Genomic DNA, 17,117 nt, shown 5'->3' with positions numbered 1-17,117 from the left:
ACGGCCTCGCCAGCACCGCTTCCGCCGTCGTCGCTCGTACCTCGTCGGCCCGGGCGCGGATTGAGGTTCGTTCGGTGCTCAGCCGCCGACGCAGGGTCCGTGGATCGACGTGGAGTTCGGCTGCTCCCCTGTGTCATCGACGGGATGCCGCCGGGATCGTGCAGGGGATTTGCCCGGCGAGTCCGCGGTGGAGGGTCCGGCGGAGACGAAGGTCGGCGCACTGTCTCTCGCACATCCACGCGGTGTGTTCGTCTGTCTGGGGAAGGCGTTCGTCGAGCAGGGCGCGCGGGAACACAACTGCCGATCGCTGAGGTCCGGAGGTCACCGTCGGGACCGAGGCCGTCGGCATCGGATCCGCAGCCGCGCCGAACGAGAGTTCAACCGGGACATCGCCGAGATCGCGGGCCAGCAATGGCCCGAACAGGGTCGGGACGACCGCGCCGAGGTCGTGCTCGAGCAGGAACCGGCGGACGTCCGGCGGGATTTCCCCGTCGGCGAGGATGATTCCCGCGTGCTCGTCGGACTCTTCGAGCGACATCCGGCTGAACGCGTAGCTCAGCGCGAGGCAGGCTCACCGTCGAGCGCGGCTCGCAGCGTCGGGCTGGACAGGAGCGCGAAGCGCAGCTGCCGGTAGTCGCCCAGCGTGAAACGGCTGCCGACGTCCGCGGCGATGCTGGGCCGGTCGCCGAGCGCGCCGAGGACATGGCGGACGACGGCAAGCTCCTGATGCGCATCGATCTCGACGGCGGGATCGGCGGGATCGCTCGCCGCGGCCCCGCTTCCCGCCGACACGTCGCGATGGTCCACGCCGTGTTCGGCGGCCGCCTCGGTCATGGCCCGCACGGCGATCGCGCTCCGGCGGAAGTCCCACCACGCGCCCGCTTCCATGCGTCCGAAAGTAACGAATGCGAGTGCGCGCCGCGCCTCTTGTCGCGGTGGTGCGGCAATAGCCTCAACGCAGGCCCGCGAGCTTTCCCAGCTGGGCCTTCCCGCCCGCGAGCAGTCGGCCGTGCCAGTGGCGCGGCAGCCCGAAGCGGTCGTCCATCGTGATGCCGCGCTGCGTGGCGACGGTCTGCGATTCGGTGTAGCGCAACAGTCCTTGCTCACCGTGCCGCCGTCCCAGTCCGGATGCCTTCCAGCCGCCCATCGGCGCCGGATGGGACGCGAAGGCCGCCGCGTAGCAGTCGTTCACGCCGACGCCGGGGTCGACTACCGGCAGGTGCGGCAGGCCTACGTCGGCTACGTTTACGGCGACTCGACGTGCGGCCAGGCGGCGCTGTACGGGCTCGGGCAGTCCGGGATCCCGATCGTGAACGTGAACAACAACTGCTCGACCGGGTCCACGACGCTGTACCTGGCTCGGCAGGCCGTCGAGTCCGGTGCCGCCGAATGCGTGCTGGCACTGGGTTTCGAGCAAATGCAGCGCGGCGCGCTGACCATACAGTGGCCGGACCGGCCCAGCCCGTTCGAGCGGTTCGACAAGGTCGCGCACGCGGTGCAAGGCATCTCCGACGCTCCGTTCGCCGCTCAGTACTTCGGCGGCGCCGGCGCGGCCTACGCGCAGCAGTACGGTACCGGCCCCGAGACGTTCGCCGCGATCGCGGTGAAGGCCCGCCGGCACGCGGCGAACAACCCGTACGCGGTGTTCCGCGACCCGGTGACGACCGAGGACGTCCTGAACTCGCCGCACATTTTCGGCCCGCTGACGCGTTTGCAGTGCTGCCCGCCGACCTGCGGCGCGGCGGCCGCGGTGATCACGACCGAGGAGTTCGCGCGCAAGCACGGGCTGCGCACCGACGTCTCGATCGCGGCGCAGGCGATGACCACCGACACGCCGTCTACTTTCGACGAAGCAGACATGCGCAAGCTCGTCGGCTACGACATGTCGAAGGAAGCCGCGCGGCAGGTGTACGAGGCCGCGGGCGCGGGCCCGGAGGACATTCCGGTGGTGGAGCTGCACGACTGCTTCACCACCAACGAACTGCTGACCTACGAAGCGCTCGGGCTGACTCCAGAAGGCACCGCGGAAAAGTTCGTCGCCGACGGCGACAACACCTACGGCGGCCGCGTGGTGACCAACCCGTCCGGCGGCCTGCTGTCCAAGGGACACCCGCTCGGCGCGACCGGCCTCGTCGACGTCGTGCTGGACACAGACCTGCCCACGTCCTTCACCACCGCCACGCCCTCGCCCGGCACGACCGGGACGCTGATGCCGGCCTCCCGGCGCGAAGCCCTCCTCGCCCAAGCCGCACGCATGTTCGCCGAACACGGCTACACCGGAGTCGGCATCGAAGACATCGGCTCCGCCGTCGGCATCACGGGACCCAGCGTCTACAACCACTTCCCCAGCAAACTGGACATGCTCACGACCCTGATCGCCCGCGGAGCGGCCACGCTGCAAACCGAACTCTCGGCCGCCTACCTCGCCGCTGCCGGCGCACCGGACGCCCTGCGCCGCCTCGTCCGCTCCTACCTCAGGTTCGTCTGCGCCCACCCGCACCTGATCGACCTGCTGATCACCGAAACCGGCAACCTGCCGCCCGCGGAACGCCACCAGGCCCGCCAGGTCCAGCACGACTACCTCACCGAATGGGTGCACCTGAGCCGGCTCGTCGACCCCGGCCTCGACCCGGCTGTCGCGCGCATCCGGGTGCACGCCGTGCTCAGCATCGCCAACGACGCCGCTCGGATGCCCCGCCTGCACGACAATCCCGCCCTGCCCGCGGCGCTGGAGATTTTGGCCGACCGATTGCTCGAGGCTCCGCTCTGAACGTCGGACACTGGATGCCCACCCAGAAAATCATCGTCGCGAGGCACCGCGCGGCCGGCAATGGGGACCCCACCGGTGCTGAGCCGCGATCCCGGCGAGCACCTGTTCAGTTGGTGACGACCCGGCATCCGAGCCATCGCGCGGCTCCGCGCGCCGAGCGGGACAACGGCTCGGCCACGTTCAATACCAACGGGACGACACTCGCCCCGACCAGCAACTGCCGCGCAGACCGCTTGGTCGCAGGAAAAGCCCCGCACACCGACAATCGTCGAACCGCGACCAGCAGCGCCACAACGACGTCCCCGACGGACTCCCCTCCTACGTACTCCCAATCTCCCACCGCGGAGACCAATTTTTGCCAGCCGACCGGGCACACGCACCGATCACGCTCACCATCGGCGGCTGAACAGGCACCTCGACAAGCGGTTGCCGTCCAAGGTGACGGCGGCCCAGCTGGCGAGGAGTCAGGATTCGTGGGCGGTTCCGCACTGTCCATTGTGGCCGTTGACGGGTCGAGACGAGTCTGAGGCTTCCGGTAGCGCCATGTCGGAGATGCCTGGCGTTCGATCAGCCTTGTATGTCCGGAAAGCCGGGAATAACCTTCCAAGATGAGACGCTGGGGGACGAAACGTAAGCGCGGACCGCGGCCCTGGGCCGACCTGCACGAGGAGGAGTTGCGGGAAGCCGTCGATGGCCCTGATCCGCAGGACGCGGCCCATGCCATGACCGTCCTCGGTTACCACTGTGAGGGCAGGGACGAGTTGGCCGATGCCGAACAGTGGTACCGGCGGGCGCTGGCCACCGAGGATTCGGTCCATGCACCGATGGCGATGTTGCGGCTCGGCGGGATCCGCGAGCGGCAAGGTCGTCAGGACGAGGCCGTGCACTGGTTTCGGCTGGCTGCCGAGAGCGGAGAACCCGAGGTGGGGCCTGGTGCCGCGCTGCGGCTCGGTCTTGTTCTGGAGGGTCGCGGCGAAGACGAGGAAGCTGCGGAGTGGCTTCGCCGGGCCGTCGAGTCCGGCCAGCCGGGGACGGTCCCCGAAGCGTTGTTCTGGCTGGGGTCGCTGGCCCACAAGAACCACGACCTTGACACGGCCGAACACTGGTTGCGGCAGGCCGCGGACTCCGCCGCCCCGTCCGCAGTGAGCCGAGCGATGCATGAACTCGGCCTCATCGCCGACGAACGCGGCGAGCAGGGGGAAGCCACGCGCTGGCATCTCCAGGTGGTCGAGCACGGCGAGTTCGCGGCGCCGGACAGCATGCTCTGGCTGGCCGCCGACCAGCTGAAGCGCGGCGAACGCACCGAGGCGGTCGTATGGCTGCGCCGGGCCGCTGAAACCGACAATCCCCGAGTCGCCAAGGCTGCGCGCGCACTTCTGGAGAAGTTCTCAGACCTCCTCGGCGACTGAGACACGTCCGTCTCGATCAGGCGGCGCGGCAGAGATCTCGCGCAGCGCGAACTCAGTGTCCACTATGGACGTTGTTACGCGTCCACGGAGATCGCGGCTCCGGGGCAGACTGTGGCGGCTTCGCGGACGGTCGCGTGCAGTTCTTCGCCGGGGTGTTCGTCGAGCAGGAGCACGATGCCGTCGTCCTCGCGTTGGTCGAACACTTCCGGCGCGAGCAGCACGCAGGTGCCCGCGCCGCAGCACTTCGCTTCGTCCACGGTGACCTTCATCGGCGTTTCTTCCTTTCGTTCGGCGACGCGGTGACCGGTGCCTGCCACAGGCCGATCAGCGCGTCGATCAGGCCGGTGGCGGCGTCGTTCCAGTCGGATCGCGGGGTGGCGGTCTTCTCGGCGAGGGCGCGTTCGCGTTCGGCGGTCAGGTGGACCAAGAGAGTCCGGGTCATGTCGCTGCGTTCGGCGGCCGCTTCGGGCGGGAGGTCGGGCAGTCGTTGTTGCAGGCCCTCGACGATGCGCGCCAGCGACGGGGAGGACAGGGACTCCTCCACGACGATCGGGCGCAGCGTCGGATCTGCCATGGCCTGTTCGGCGAACCGGGCGTACCAGGTCGGGCTGCCCAGTGCGGCCAGATGCTCGGCCAGCGGACGCACCAGGCAGTCGAGCCAGTCCCGCAGGTCGGCGCTGTCGCCGATCTCGGCCAGCCGACGCTGCCGACGTTCCTCGATCGCGGCGGAGTGTTTGCGCGCGATCGCCCGGACCAGATCGGTTTTGGTGCCGAAGTGGTAGCCGACTGCGGTGTTGTTGCCCTGCCCGGCTGCTTCGCTGACCTGGCGGTTGGACACGGCGAGAATCCCGTGCTCGGCGAACAGGCGCTCGGCAGCGGTCAGGATCAGCTCCCGGGTCGCGTGCGCCCGAACCGGCGCGTCCCGGTCGGCGGCGTTGTTCCTCATGACTGTCACCATCGCACGGGCAGTTCCCGCAACCCGCCCACAGCCAGGCCCTCGATCCGGCGCAGTTCTGCTGCCGGGACGTCAAGTTCGAGCGACGGCAGCATTCGCAGCAGTACTTCGAGGGCTACCTGGAGTTCGGTGCGCGCCAGCGGCTGGCCCAGGCAGGCGTGCGCACCGGCGCCGAACGCCAGGTGCGGGTTCGGGCTGCGGTGCAGGTCCATGACGGCGGCATCGGTGAAGGCGGTCTCGTCGCGGTTGGCCGCGGCCATGCTGCACATCGCGGTGGTACCGCTGGGAAGCACGGTTCCGGCGACCTCGAAATCCTCTGTGAGATACCGCGACATGCCCACGCCCGCGTTCGCGTCCAGCCGCAGCGTTTCCTCGACCGCGGTGCGCACCAGCGACGGGTCGGCGAGCAGTTCCTCCCACCGCGTGCGGTCGGACAGCAGCATCGCGACCATCTTCGCGATCATGTTCGCCGTCGTCTCGTGTCCCGCGATCAACAACCCGATGCCGGTCGCGGTGAGCAGCGCGTCCGACCAATGCTGCCCGTCCGCGTCGGTGTCGGTGACCAGCGCGCTGAGCAGATCCTCCCCCGGCTCTGCGCGTTTCGCCGCGATGTGCGCGCCCATGTACCGGCCGAAGTCCGCTTGCGCGGCGTCGAATTCTTCCTGGGTGTAGCGGGTCATGCTGAGCATGACGTCCGACCAGTGCGCGAACCGGTCGCGGTCGGCGTCCGGGACGCCGAGCATGTCGCAGATGACCCACACCGGCAGCGGAAACGCCAGCCCCGCCTTCAGATCCGCCGGACCGCCCTTCGCGACCATCTCGCCGATCAGCTGCTCCGCCATCGCCGCGATCCCCGGCCGCAACGCGTTCATCCGCTTCGCCGTGAACCACTTCCCGATCATCCGCCGCCAGTTCAGATGCGCCGGACCGTGCTGCGGGATCACGGTCGCCATCTCGCTGTTGAACACCCCGCCGCTTTCGGTGTCCGCGACCCGCGCCGCGTCGTCGGCCGGGGTCGGACGGGTGAACCGCCGGTCCGAGAGCACGGCTTTCACATCGGCGTACCGGGTGATCAGCGCCGCCTCGTCCCCGCTCGCCAACGCGACCCGCGCGACCGGGCATCCCGCGCGCAGCTCCGCCCACTCAGCCGGAGGCTCCAACGCCCCCGGCTGCTCGAAGGGAAACCGCGGCAACTGCTCCACGTCGCTTTCGGGCATCGCAACCTCCTGCTCGCAACCGGCAACCGGCACGATCATGGCGAACCCGAGTTGTTAAGTCAATCAGCTGACTTAATTGGGTTGTCGGGCGGAGGCCGCGGCAGGTCGCGACCTTCTCCTCAGAACCAGTTCTTGACGTGCTCGAACCACTCGGGCTGCGCGGTGGCCAGGACCACCAGCAATACCCCGACGGCGATCGCGACGAACACCAGCGAGAACAGGAATCCCACCAGCCCGCGGGCCAGTCCGCCCGAACCGCGCCGGCGGTTGAGCTGGGCGTGGTAGGCGGCGTTGCGGGCGAAGGTGCTGCTGTTCTGCTGCACCTGCCGCTGGTAGTTCTGCTGGGCGTTCCGTCCGGCGGGCGTGGTCATGGTGGCTCCCCTTCGTCGATGTCGGCGTCGCGGTCCGCGGCGGCCTGCGACCAAGGTGTCAGCGGCGCGCGCCGTGCGAATCCGTGCTGATACGGAAAGCCGGTACGGAAAACCGGGTCAGGAGCGCTGGGCGGACCAGGCGGCGATCTGGGTGCGGTTGGCCAGGCCCAGTTTGCCCAGGATGTGCTGGACGTGGCTTTCCGCCGTGCGCTCGGAAATGTGCATCAGCGCGGCGATCTGCTTGTTCGTCAGCCCTTGCGCGACCTGCGCCGCGACCTCGGCTTCGCGCGGCGTCAGGCCGGCGGGTGCGTCGCCGCGGAGGGTCGCCGCCAGTTCGTCGGCACGGCGTCGCAGCGGTGCCATCCCGAGCCGTGCGGCCGACGACGTCGCGGTCGCGCACAGCGCGGCGGCTTCCTCGACGTCGCCCGGACGACGGCGGCGCGCCAGCACCTGGGCCAGCTCGAACCGGGCGTGGGCGGCGTGCGGCGCTATGCCGGCCGTGTCGTTGGCGGTGATCCCGAGCCGGATCTCGCGGACGGCCTCGTCCAGTCGCCCGCAGGTCGCCTCCGCGATTCCCAAGTAAGTCCGTACGGAGCCGACGTTCGTCACGGTCCCGGCACCTCCGGTGACGAACAGGTCGGCGGCGGGCCGCAGGCGGGCGGCCAGGTCCGCCGCCACCTCCGGCTCGTCGAACATCGCCGCCAGTTCGGCCCTCGTCGCGAGCGACGGGAGCAGTGCGGGCTGCGGAAAAGCGTCGGGGCCGGCGGAGCGGCGCACGATGCGCCGGGCACGCTCGAAATCGCCCCGCTGCGCCAGATAAAGCGCGTAGACCGGCGAGGCGAACGCGGGCGTGTAGCGGTCGAACAGCTCGAACTCCTCGGCGGTGAGCAGGTCGCCGCGGCCGACGAGACCGTCGATGATGAGCAGCACGAACAACGAAACGCCGCGCACCGAGTCGTGCGTGCGGCCTTCGATCAGCCGCACGCACTTTCGGACCGTCTCGACGGCGTCGTCGAACCGGCCCCGGGCGACCTCGACGGCGGCCACCGCGCGCAGGTACTGCCATTGGGCGAGCGGCCTCCGCAACCGGTCGGTCAGCAGCCGCATCGGCCCCAGCGCCGCCTCCGCGTCGTCGACCCGGCCGAGCATCATGTACCCGTCGAACCGCCAGAGCCAGCCCCACAGCGTGGTCTCGTCGTCCTGTTCGGACTGGCCGAGCGCGTGCATCCGCTCGGCCAGCTCGAGCCGTTCGTGCACGCCGTCCGGGCCCGAGCGCGCCATCTGCCGGGACCGCAGCGCCGAGCGGAGCACCTGGGTGTCGCCGAGCCGTTCCGCCATCGCGAGCGCCTCGCCGGACACACGCTCCGGGTCGACGCCGCCGACGAATCCGGCCTCGCCCGCCAGCAACGCCAGCAGCCGGGCGCGCATCGGGCTGTCCTCGTCGGGCAGCTGGGCCAGTGCCTCGGCGGCCAGCCGGTCGCCGCGGAAGCCGCCCCACGGATCGGAAAGCCCTTCCATGGCAAGGGAAACCGACCCGAGCGCGTACGGGTCGCTCGCTTCGCGCGCGGCGTCGGCCGCCCGGGCGAGGACCGCTCCGGCGGGCTGGATGTCGCCGTTGCGGGTCAACGCGGTGGCCTGCCGCAGCAATAACCGTCCCCGGTCGCCGGGCGACAGCGGCGCGCCGGCGTCCAGCGCCTGCTGGTAAAGATCGGCGGCCTGCTCCCAGGCGAGGCGGTCCAGCGCCAGGTCGCCCGCGCGCTCCGCCCACGCGACGGCCTCGCCCGGCTCCCCCACCGGCAACGACGCCAGCCAGTGGTGCGCGATTTCCGCGGCCCGTTCGGCGGCGTCGGGACGAGCGGCCAGCCAGGTCGCCATCCGGGCGTGCGCTCCGGCGCTGGTCGCCGTCGGCAGGTCGGCTCGCGCGGCTTCCCGGATGAGGTCGTGGCGAAAACGCCAGCCGTCGCCGCGGACGAGCAGACCCGCGGCACCTGCCTCGTCGAGCGCGCCGAGCACGGCCTCGACCGGACGGTCGGTCACCGCGGCCAGTTCCGGCGCCGCCGGCTCGCTGCCCAGCGCGGCGGCGATGGCGATCAGCTCTCGGCAGCAGCCGGTGAGCCGGGCCAGCCGCGCGCGGACGGTGTCGAGCACGCCGTCGGGCAGCGTGTCGCTTTCGAGCAGCGGGGCCAGTTCGTTGACGAAGAACGGATTGCCTCCGGTGCGGCGGCTGACGACGGCGGCCACGTCCGGAGACACTTCCTCGCCGGTCGCGAGTTCGAGCTGGCGCTGGACATCCGAAGGCGGCAAGCCGACCAGGCGGACGCGGGACTGTCCAGCTTCGTGGGCCAGCGCCGCCAGCGCCGAGATCAACGCCTCTCGGCCGCCGGTCTCGGTGTCGCGATAGGTGGCCACGAGCAGCAGCCTCGACCGCGACATCCCGCGCGCGGCGTGCACCAGCAATGCCAGCGACGCCACGTCGGCCCACTGCAGGTCGTCGAGCACCAGAAGCAGCCCGTCCGGCTCGGCAGCGTCGCGCAACTGGCCCGCGACGGCTTCGAACGCCTCGAAGCGAGCAGTCGCCGAGTCGGCCGACGGGTCGCCTTCGGCGAGCGCGGCGGGCAGTGTGCCGCCCAAATCGCGCACGAGCTGCCGGAAGATCCAGTACGGCGGGCTGCCTTCGTCGTCGCTGGCCCGGCCCCAGGCGACCGGGACGCCCAGCGCCGCGGCCCGCGCGGCGGTCTCCTGGGCCAGGCGGGTCTTGCCGATCCCGGGCTCGCCGGTGATCAGGACGAGCTGGCCGCGCCCGGACCGCGCCTCGTCGAACCGGGCGGCGAGCAGTTCGGCCTCGCGGGCCCTCCCGACGAACTCGCCTGTCATGCCCAGAACCATAAGGTTCGCCCTGCTGGTCCGCCTAGGCGTGGGAAAGCACTTTCCCGCCCCGCGCGTACACGGCGACGACCCGCCGCAGCGCCGCCGGATCGGCCAGCGGGTCGCCGTCGACGGCAAGGAGGTCCGCGTCGAATCCCGGCGCGACGCGGCCCTTGCGATGCCCGAGCCCGCACACCCCGGCCGCCACGGACGTCATCACGCGCAGCGTTTCGGCCGGGCTGAGGCCGATGCCGCGCAGCATCACCGACGCGGTCGCGAGGACACCGTGCGGCTTGACCGGCGCGATGCCCGCGTCGGTGCCGGCGACGAACGGCGCGCCCAGCTCGTGCAGCCGCCGCAGGTTGCGCGTCAGGGCGGGCAGCCGGCTCGCGATCTCCGGCGGCGGTGCGATGCCGGGTACCGGCTCCATGCCGACCGTCGCCCCGACGACGACGCGCCGCGCGGCGATGCCGGCCATCAGGTCCTCGCGCACGTCGACGCCGGCCGCGGACCAGAACGTCACGTGCTCCATGCCGTCGACCCCGGCGGCCAGCGCGTCGGCGATCGCCGGGGTGCCGTGCGCGTGCGCCGTGACCGGCAGGCCGTGGCGGTGCGCCTCGTCGACCGCCGCGCGCAGCACCTCGACGTCGAACTGGGCGCACTCCTGGCGCGTGCCGGGGGTCATCGTGCCGCCGCTGGCCATGATCTTGACGACGTCCACCCCGTTCGCGACGTGCTCGCGCACGGCCTTGCGGACGCCGAACTCGGTCGGCTCGGCGACCCCGCCGAGGAAGTGGCAGTGCCCGGACGGCGTGGTGATCGGCGGTCCGGCCGCGACAATCGTCGGCAGATCCGGCCGGCCGCGCAGCCGCAGGGACAGGTAACCGCGGTCGCCAAGGTCGCGAACGGTCGTCACGCCCGCCCGCAGCGAGGCCCGGCCCGCCTCCGCCATCGCGGCCAGCGCCTCGTCGTCAGAGCGGGCCGCGAGCGCGCCCACGGCGTCGGCGCTGGCATCGAACGCCAAGTGGACATGGGTGTCGATCAGCCCGGGCAGCAACGTCGCCCCGCCGAGATCGACGACGGGCACGCCCGCGGGCGGCGCCGCACCGGCCTCGACCGAGCGGATCACCGGCCCGTCCAGCACCACGAGCGGGTCGGCGAGCAACCGGGATCCGGTGCCGTCGAAAAGCCACGCGGCGCGTATCGCGGTGAGCTCGCGCCGCTCGGTGACAATCAATCGGGTCATGCGGACGACAGTCGCGGGTCGGCCGCGCGGGCGCGTCCGCAGTTGTACGGAAATCCGCTACGCAATTGAGCTTTCGAGCTCACGCCGGGAAAAGCAGGCTAGCCAGCAGAACGTGCACCGCAGTACCGCCGACGATGCTCAGTACTGCGTTGCGCCGCCACAGATGCAGGGCGATCGTCACCGCCAGCGCGATGGTCGGGGCGAGGGCGCTCGGGGACGTCCATGACACGTCGCGCAGGCAGTAGACCAGCAGGATCACCATGACGCCCGCTGGCATGCGGGTGCTCAGGTACTGCACGGTCCGGCTGGCGCGCAACGGGGCCAGGACGGCGAACGGGAGCGCGCGCAGGCCCCACGTGACCGCGGCGGATACCGCGACCGCGGCGAGGAGGTAGGCGGGGTCAGGCATTGCTCACGCTCCGTTCGGCGACGAGGCCGCGGACGACCAGGCCTCCGACGAACAGCACGAACGCCGCCAGCAGCATCTGCCCAGGGAAGACCACGCGGGCGACGACCGCGCTCAGTGCGGCGAGGACGGGGGTCGGGAGGTCGCCCTTGCGGTCGCGCACGGCGTCCAGCGCGAGGACGACGAACAAGGCGGTCATGGCGAAGTCCAGGCCGACGACACCGCTCGGGATCAGCGCGCCGAGCAAGCCGCCTGCGGTGGCTCCGCCGACCCAGAACAGGTGCAGGAACAGTTGCAGCCACAGGATTCGCGCGCCGTTCCATTCGCGGGCGGCGTCCGTTGTGGACAGTGCGTAGGCCTCGTCGGTGAGGGCGAACGTGCTGTACGCGCGTGCTCCGCGGCCGCGTACCCGGTGCAGCGGGAAGGACAGCGCGTAGAAGACGTGCCGGACGTTGACCAGGAACGCCGAGAGCCCGATCGACGCCAGCGGAGCCGCCGTCGCGGCCAGGCCGATGAGCAGGAACTCGAACGAGCCCGCGTAGATGAACGTGGTGAAGACGGTCGCCCACCACCAGGCGAGGCCCGAATGCGTGAGGAACGCGCCGAACGCGAGTCCGAGCGGGACCAGGCCGATCCCGACGGACCCGCAGTCCTTCAGCGCGGCCAGCGCGGGCGAGCGATCACGAACAGCCAGGTCGGAGACGGTTTCCACGCTTGGAACACTACGTCAGTCCGGGGCTAATTTGGTGTCCGATCATGGCGCTAGAATGGGTCGGTGAGCAATGTAGTTAGGCTGGATGCGCTGGATCGGGATATTTTATTTCACCTGCGTCAGGACGGCAGGCTGACCAACGTCGAACTCGCCAAACGCGTCGGGCTCACTCCTCCCCCTTGCCTGCGCCGGGTCAAGCGCCTCGAGGACGCCGGAGTGATCGCCGGCTACCGCGCGGTGATCGACCCGGCCACCGTCGGCCGGGGGCTGGAAACGCTCATCGACCTCGAGGTCTACGCGACCGACCGGGCGACGATCGAGGCGCTCGAGGACACCATCGCCTCCTACGAGGAGGTCATCGAGTTCCGCCGTCTGTTCGGCCGCCCCGACTACTTCATCCGCGTCGCGGTCGCCGACCACGCCGCGTACGAGGAGTTCCAGACCCGGAAGCTTTCCGGCCTGCCGGGCGTCCTGCGGGTCACGTCGCACCTGACGATGAAGAAGATCAAGGGCGACGCCTGAGTCCGGTGGCACGATCTCCGCGGTGCCGTCCGGAGTTGAACCGGTGAAGCGCGACGGCTGGCACGAACCGGATCGCCCACTCGGAGCGGGGCCCGCGGCAGGGCCCCGTTTGCCGTGTCAGGGGCCGGAAATCCCTCCCTCTGAGACAGGTGAGTGATTCGAGGTGGGCACCATGGACGAAAACCTGGCCTGGCAGATCGCGCTGGCACTGCTCCGGGTTGCGATCTCGTGGGTGGCGCAGCAGACAAGGCCGATGCCGGTGCCTCCCCGGCTCGGGCGTCGCGCTGCGCCGGGAAAGACCCGCTGAACTCCCCGGTGCCGGGTCGGGCGTCGATGCCCGGCCCAGCGTTCGGTTCCTCCAGGAGTTCCGCGGTCAGTCCATCCGCAAAACAACTTTGCCGAGCTTGCCCGGAGAACCCAGCCGGACATAAGCGTCACGCGCCTGCTCCAGCGGATAAACGCTGTCCACCGGCACCGTGAGCCGCCCCGCCGCGAGTGCGCCAAGGAGTCCTTCCCGCACCCGGGTCGCGAGCACCGCCTTCTCGACCGTGCTGCGGGCGCGGATCGTCGACCCGAGCACCCGGCCGCGGGCGCGCATCAGGTCGAACAGGCGCAGGGACGCCTCCTCCCCCGCACCGACTCCGATGACCAGGATCCGGCCGTACGGCTTGAGCCACCGCACGCGGCGCAGGCAATCCTTGCCACCGACCAGTTCCACGACGATGTCGTACGGGCCGTGTTCCTCTTCTTGCTCCGGCGTCACGACGGTCGCGTCGGGAGCCAAGGCCTGGACAGCGGCGTGCGCCTCCGGGCGGCGCACGCTCGCGACGACATCAGCTCCGGCGAGTGCGGCGACCTGGAGCATCGCGGTGCCGACGCCGCCGGCCGCGCCGGTGATCAGGACTCGGTCGCCGGGGCGGACGTCGGCCTGGTCGACCAGGCCGTCCCAGGCGGTGCTGAACGCTTCGGGGAAACCGGCCGCGTGGACGTCGTCGACCGAGTCCGGGATCGGCAGCAGCAGGCTCGCCGGGACCGCGATGCGTTCGGCGTGGGCACCGCCGCCCACTACGGCCATGACGCGGTCTCCGGCGGACCAAACGGCCGTGGCCGATTTTTCGACCGCCCCGGCGATTTCGAGTCCGGGGATGTCCTCCGGCCAACCCGGCGGGGCGGGGTAGGTGCCTCGGGCCTGCTGCAGGTCCGCCGCGTTCAACCCGGCCGCGCGGATCCGGACCACGACCTGGTCGCCGTCCGCGGCCGGATCGGGTGCCTCGCCGAGTTCGAACTCGCCGTTCCTGATTTTCACCGCGCGCATGCGTGTTCCCCTCGCCCGAATAGCTCCCGCCGCTGCGGGAAATCACGCCACGACGTTAGCGCTCCGGCTTCCCGGCACGGCCGAGCGAGCCAGCGCCTGTCCCAGCCACTCGTTGATCACCCGCGTCGATTCGTGCCCCGGCTGGTCGGTCAGCGGGACCGGCCGGTGTTCGGGCCAGCTCGCGGCCAGCGTCGCCGGATCGGGTATCGGGCCCAGTGCGGTCAGCAGGGCGGGCAGGGTCGGGTGGAAGCGGGCCGGGCGGCCGGCTGATCGGAGGGACCAGCCGGCCGGTCCGGCGGTGACGCGGACGCCGGGGCGCAGCGTCGACAGCCGAGCCGCGACAACGGTGCGGGCGTAGCTTCCCGACAGCACGCCGGTGAGCCAGTCCGTTCTGACAGTCCCGCAACTGCCGCACATCAGGGCATCACGTCGCCGCTGTTCGGGCCGAGCACCTGGCCGACATACAGGTTGCCGCCGGGGTTGGAGGCGAGCAGGACGGCGGTCGGCGCGATTTCCTCGACGGTGCCGAAGCGGCCGAGCGGCAGTTCCGCGGCTTTCGCCGAGCGCCAGTCGTCGCTGATTCCGGCCAGCAGCGGCGTTTCTACCGGGCCGGGAGCGATGGCGTTGACCAGCACGCCTCGGCTCGCCGCTTCCAGGGCGATCGACTTGGTCATCGCGATCACCCCGGCCTTCGCGGCGGCGTAGTGCGCGAGACCGACGCCACCCTTGATGCCCAGTTGCGACGCGACGTTGATGATCCGTCCGTCGCCGCGTTCGAGCATCGGGCCCAGCACTGCGCGGTTGAGCAGGAAGACACTGGTCAGGTCGATGTCGATAGTCTGCTGCCAGGTCTCTAGCGGCATCGTGTCGGCGGGAGCCTCGGTCAGCAACCCGTGCGAGGTCACCAGGACGTCGATCCGGCCGAGCAGACGGGTCGCCTCGGCGACGCCGTCCGCGACCGCTTGTTCGTCGGACGCGTCCATGACCACGGCACCGGTCGCGCCGAGTTCCGCCGCGCGTTCGGTGACCCGCGGCTGGACGTCGGCCAGCACGACGGTCGCTCCGGCGGCGACGAAGTGCTCGGCGATCGCGCGGCCGATGCCGCTCGCCGCGCCGGTGACCAGCGCGGTCCGGCCGACGAGCGGACTGGGGTCGATCATGGGAATCCTTCCGGTTTCGGTGGTGCGCTAGCGATCACGGGCTCAATCCCGCATCGCGACGGTGAGCGCGCCGTCGACCGTGATCGCCTGGCCGCTGACGTACGAAGCCGCCTCCGAGCTGAGGAACTCGATCACGCTGGCGATCTCCTCCGGCCTCCCGACCCGGCCCCACGGGATCGTGGCACCGGCCCGGCGAAGTCCTTCAGGGCCAAGGGAATTGGCCGCGTCCAGCGACTGCGGCGTCTCGATCAGGCCCGGGACGATCGCGTTCGCCCGGATTCCGCGCGGTCCGAACTCGACCGCGAGGCTGCGGATCAACCCGAGCACGCCTGCCTTCGCGGTGGCGTAGTGCGCGTGCTCCGCCCAGCCGTACACCCCGCCGGCGATCGACGAAATGGCCACGATCGAACCGCCCCCGCGCAGGTGCGGGGTCGCCGCCCGGGCGAGCCGCATCACGCCGTGCAGGTCGACTTGCAGGACTTCGTCCCACTGGTCGTCCGTCATCGTGTCGAAGGCGGCGCGGCGCAGGATTCCCGCGTTGGCGATCACGTGGTCGACCCGGCCGAAGGCGTCCAGGGCCGCGGCCACGAAGGCTTGCGCCGACGCGGTCCGGCTGACGTCGAGTTCGACGATCAGCCCGGTGCCGCCCGCCTGCTCGACCCCGGCCAGCGTTTCCTCCGGATCGTGCGGGTCGCCGGGGAAACTGCCGATCACGACCCGGTCGCCGCGCGCTGCCAGGCGGATCGCGGCGGCCCGGCCGATGCCGGACGCCGCGCCGCTGATCACTGAAACCGCCGTCATGCCGCTTCCGCTTTCGTTCCGGCCGGGCGCACCGCGGCCCCGGCGTCGGGGGTCACTGTCTTGGTGCCCAGCATGATCAGGCCGGACGCGAACGTCCCGAGCGCGCCGACCAGCAGGGCGGCCGTGGAGAACGACATCGCGTCCGCGACCAGTCCGGTCAGGATCAGGCCGCCGACGATCGCGCCGGGCTGGCTCATCGCGCCGATGAACGTGCTTCCGGTCGCGCGGCAGTCGGTGTCGTAGCACTCGGCCTGGAAGAACATGATCGCGGCGTACGGGCCGAGCAGGAAGAACAGCCCCAGCATGTAGGTGACCAGCACGTAGGCCGGGTTCTCCGGGCCGACCAGCATCGCGGCGAAGAAAACGCCCGCCAGCAGCCAGCCGGTCACGATCACCTTCTTGCGGCCGAACCGGTCGCCCAGCCAGCCGTGCGTGAGGTAGCCGAGCGCGCCGACCAGGTTCGACACCACGACCAGCACCAGCGCGTTGCCCGCCGAGATGTGCTTGCCGGATTCCAGCACCGTCGTGCCGAGCACCGAGAAGGTCTGGATGCCGAACCAGTTCACCAGCCAGGCCAGCGACAGCATGATCGTGTTCCGCAGGTGCTTGCCGGAGAAGATCCGCTTGAACGGCGCCGCGTGCTGCTCCTCGAGCCCGACCCGCGCGGCGAAGGCCGACGCCTCGTCGCCGCGGCCCTCCTTGCGCAGCCGCCGCAGCGTCTGCTGGGCGACGAACTGCGGGCTTTCCTTCAGCCGCAGGCACAACAGCGCCACCACGAACGCCGGGATCGTCGCCAGCAGGAACGCGATCCGCCAGCTGCCGGGGCCGAAGACCGCGGTGATCAGGCCGACGAACGCGGCCGCCAGCAGCGCGCCCAGCGGCCAGCCGGTCTGCACGATCGAATAGACGAAACCCTGATGGCGCTTGATCTTCCGGTCCTCGGTCAGCGCGTAGAGCTCGTTGAGGTAGGTCGCGTTCACCGACTGCTCGGCGAGCCCGAGGCCGCTGATCCCGCGGACGCCGACCAGGCTCGCGGCGCCCGCGGTCGCGGCCGTCGCGGCCGAGGACAACGCGGTGCCGCCGACCGAGATGATCATGCCCTTGCGCCTGCCGAGCCGGTCGACCAGCGGGCCGACCGCCAGCACCACGACGAAGGTGCCGACACTGACCAAAGTGGACACCAGCAGCGCGAAACTCGCGTCCCAGTGGAAACTGTCGGAGATCCGGGGCAGCAGGGTGCCGAACATGATGAAGTCGTAGACCGCGACGGCCCAGGCGAAAAAGGCGATCTTGGTTGCCCGTCTGGTCTCCTTGACCGAGACGGCGGGCAGCCCGCTCCCGGGTGCTGGGGTGGTCATCTGGACGCTC

General features: G+C 70.8%; 20 protein-coding genes. 4 read left to right on the top strand and 16 right to left on the bottom strand.

Going from position 1 to position 17,117, the window contains the following annotated elements:
- Positions 1-133: 133 nt before the first annotated feature.
- From DMP23_RS12460 to DMP23_RS12450, 3 genes are all read right to left on the bottom strand, one after another.
- On the bottom strand, positions 134-538 hold the full coding sequence (locus DMP23_RS12460) for a hypothetical protein (protein WP_051728789.1): 405 nt from the start codon (positions 536-538) through the stop codon (positions 134-136).
- 17 nt (positions 539-555) lie between these two features.
- Complete coding sequence (locus tag DMP23_RS12455; RefSeq protein ID WP_238605623.1) at positions 556-888, bottom strand: AraC family transcriptional regulator ligand-binding domain-containing protein; 333 nt, start codon at positions 886-888, stop codon at positions 556-558.
- Positions 889-952: 64 nt separating this feature from the next.
- Entirely contained in the window at positions 953-1,147 is a 195-nt protein-coding gene (locus tag DMP23_RS12450) for a hypothetical protein (RefSeq protein ID WP_158714446.1), read from the bottom strand.
- 9 nt (positions 1,148-1,156) lie between these two features.
- Between DMP23_RS12450 and DMP23_RS12445 the strand changes: the two genes are divergently transcribed.
- Together DMP23_RS12445 and DMP23_RS12440 are read left to right on the top strand one after the other, a co-directional pair.
- Positions 1,157-2,770 (top strand): thiolase C-terminal domain-containing protein, encoded by a 1,614-nt coding sequence (locus DMP23_RS12445; protein WP_337821123.1) that lies wholly within the window; start codon positions 1,157-1,159, stop codon positions 2,768-2,770.
- A gap of 608 nt (positions 2,771-3,378) precedes the next feature.
- On the top strand, positions 3,379-4,179 hold the full coding sequence (locus tag DMP23_RS12440; protein ID WP_337821122.1) for a tetratricopeptide repeat protein: 801 nt from the start codon (positions 3,379-3,381) through the stop codon (positions 4,177-4,179).
- A gap of 74 nt (positions 4,180-4,253) precedes the next feature.
- Here DMP23_RS12440 and DMP23_RS12435 read toward each other — a convergent pair whose 3' ends face one another.
- The 8 genes from DMP23_RS12435 to DMP23_RS12400 form a co-directional block, all read right to left on the bottom strand.
- A complete protein-coding gene (locus DMP23_RS12435; RefSeq protein ID WP_134668010.1) occupies positions 4,254-4,448 on the bottom strand; it encodes a ferredoxin in 195 nt (64 codons plus the stop codon).
- Positions 4,445-5,125 carry a TetR/AcrR family transcriptional regulator gene (locus tag DMP23_RS12430; RefSeq protein ID WP_134668011.1) on the bottom strand — a complete coding sequence of 227 codons (681 nt, stop codon included), beginning with the start codon at positions 5,123-5,125 and terminating at the stop codon, positions 4,445-4,447. The genes DMP23_RS12435 and DMP23_RS12430 overlap by 4 nt, the downstream gene beginning before the upstream one ends.
- A 5-nt stretch (positions 5,126-5,130) precedes the next feature.
- Positions 5,131-6,351 (bottom strand): cytochrome P450, encoded by a 1,221-nt coding sequence (locus DMP23_RS12425; RefSeq protein ID WP_337821121.1) that lies wholly within the window; start codon positions 6,349-6,351, stop codon positions 5,131-5,133.
- Between the two features lie 119 nt (positions 6,352-6,470).
- Positions 6,471-6,722, bottom strand: coding sequence for a hypothetical protein (locus DMP23_RS12420; protein ID WP_337821120.1), 252 nt, complete (start codon positions 6,720-6,722; stop codon positions 6,471-6,473).
- Positions 6,723-6,839: 117 nt separating this feature from the next.
- Positions 6,840-9,596, bottom strand: a complete 2,757-nt coding sequence (locus DMP23_RS12415) for a helix-turn-helix transcriptional regulator (protein ID WP_337821119.1) — start codon at positions 9,594-9,596, stop codon at positions 6,840-6,842.
- Positions 9,597-9,630: 34 nt separating this feature from the next.
- On the bottom strand, positions 9,631-10,833 hold the full coding sequence (locus DMP23_RS12410; RefSeq protein ID WP_337821118.1) for a metal-dependent hydrolase family protein: 1,203 nt from the start codon (positions 10,831-10,833) through the stop codon (positions 9,631-9,633).
- Positions 10,834-10,912: 79 nt separating this feature from the next.
- Positions 10,913-11,242, bottom strand: a complete 330-nt coding sequence (locus DMP23_RS12405) for a branched-chain amino acid transporter permease (protein WP_337821117.1) — start codon at positions 11,240-11,242, stop codon at positions 10,913-10,915.
- A complete protein-coding gene (locus DMP23_RS12400) occupies positions 11,235-11,951 on the bottom strand; it encodes an AzlC family ABC transporter permease (protein WP_337821116.1) in 717 nt (238 codons plus the stop codon). Before DMP23_RS12400 ends, DMP23_RS12405 begins: the two co-directional genes overlap by 8 nt.
- Before the next feature lie 63 nt (positions 11,952-12,014).
- Between DMP23_RS12400 and DMP23_RS12395 the strand changes: the two genes are divergently transcribed.
- Positions 12,015-12,473 carry an Lrp/AsnC family transcriptional regulator gene (locus DMP23_RS12395; RefSeq protein ID WP_037810799.1) on the top strand — a complete coding sequence of 153 codons (459 nt, stop codon included), beginning with the start codon at positions 12,015-12,017 and terminating at the stop codon, positions 12,471-12,473.
- Between the two features lie 172 nt (positions 12,474-12,645).
- The gene (locus DMP23_RS12390; protein ID WP_337821115.1) at positions 12,646-12,780 is read left to right on the top strand and encodes a hypothetical protein; all 135 of its coding nucleotides are present in this window, start codon (positions 12,646-12,648) and stop codon (positions 12,778-12,780) included.
- A 66-nt stretch (positions 12,781-12,846) separates the two neighbouring features.
- Here DMP23_RS12390 and DMP23_RS12385 read toward each other — a convergent pair whose 3' ends face one another.
- From DMP23_RS12385 to DMP23_RS12365, 5 genes are read right to left on the bottom strand one after another with little or no spacing between them, the layout of a single operon-like run.
- Entirely contained in the window at positions 12,847-13,788 is a 942-nt protein-coding gene (locus DMP23_RS12385; protein ID WP_337821114.1) for a zinc-binding dehydrogenase, read from the bottom strand.
- A 42-nt stretch (positions 13,789-13,830) separates the two neighbouring features.
- The gene (locus DMP23_RS12380) at positions 13,831-14,160 is read right to left on the bottom strand and encodes a hypothetical protein (protein ID WP_134668019.1); all 330 of its coding nucleotides are present in this window, start codon (positions 14,158-14,160) and stop codon (positions 13,831-13,833) included.
- 44 nt (positions 14,161-14,204) lie between these two features.
- Positions 14,205-14,948, bottom strand: coding sequence for an SDR family NAD(P)-dependent oxidoreductase (locus tag DMP23_RS12375; RefSeq protein ID WP_337821113.1), 744 nt, complete (start codon positions 14,946-14,948; stop codon positions 14,205-14,207).
- A gap of 42 nt (positions 14,949-14,990) precedes the next feature.
- Complete coding sequence (locus DMP23_RS12370; RefSeq protein WP_337821112.1) at positions 14,991-15,749, bottom strand: SDR family NAD(P)-dependent oxidoreductase; 759 nt, start codon at positions 15,747-15,749, stop codon at positions 14,991-14,993.
- On the bottom strand, positions 15,746-17,107 hold the full coding sequence (locus DMP23_RS12365; protein WP_051728785.1) for an MFS transporter: 1,362 nt from the start codon (positions 17,105-17,107) through the stop codon (positions 15,746-15,748). The genes DMP23_RS12370 and DMP23_RS12365 overlap by 4 nt, the downstream gene beginning before the upstream one ends.
- Positions 17,108-17,117: the final 10 nt, after the last annotated feature.

The organism is Amycolatopsis sp. A1MSW2902 (assembly GCF_017312175.1).
In the GTDB taxonomy this organism is placed as follows: domain Bacteria; phylum Actinomycetota; class Actinomycetes; order Mycobacteriales; family Pseudonocardiaceae; genus Amycolatopsis; species Amycolatopsis nivea.
Note: the sequence above shows the minus strand (reverse complement) of the source record. Positions and strands in the feature narration are given on the sequence as shown.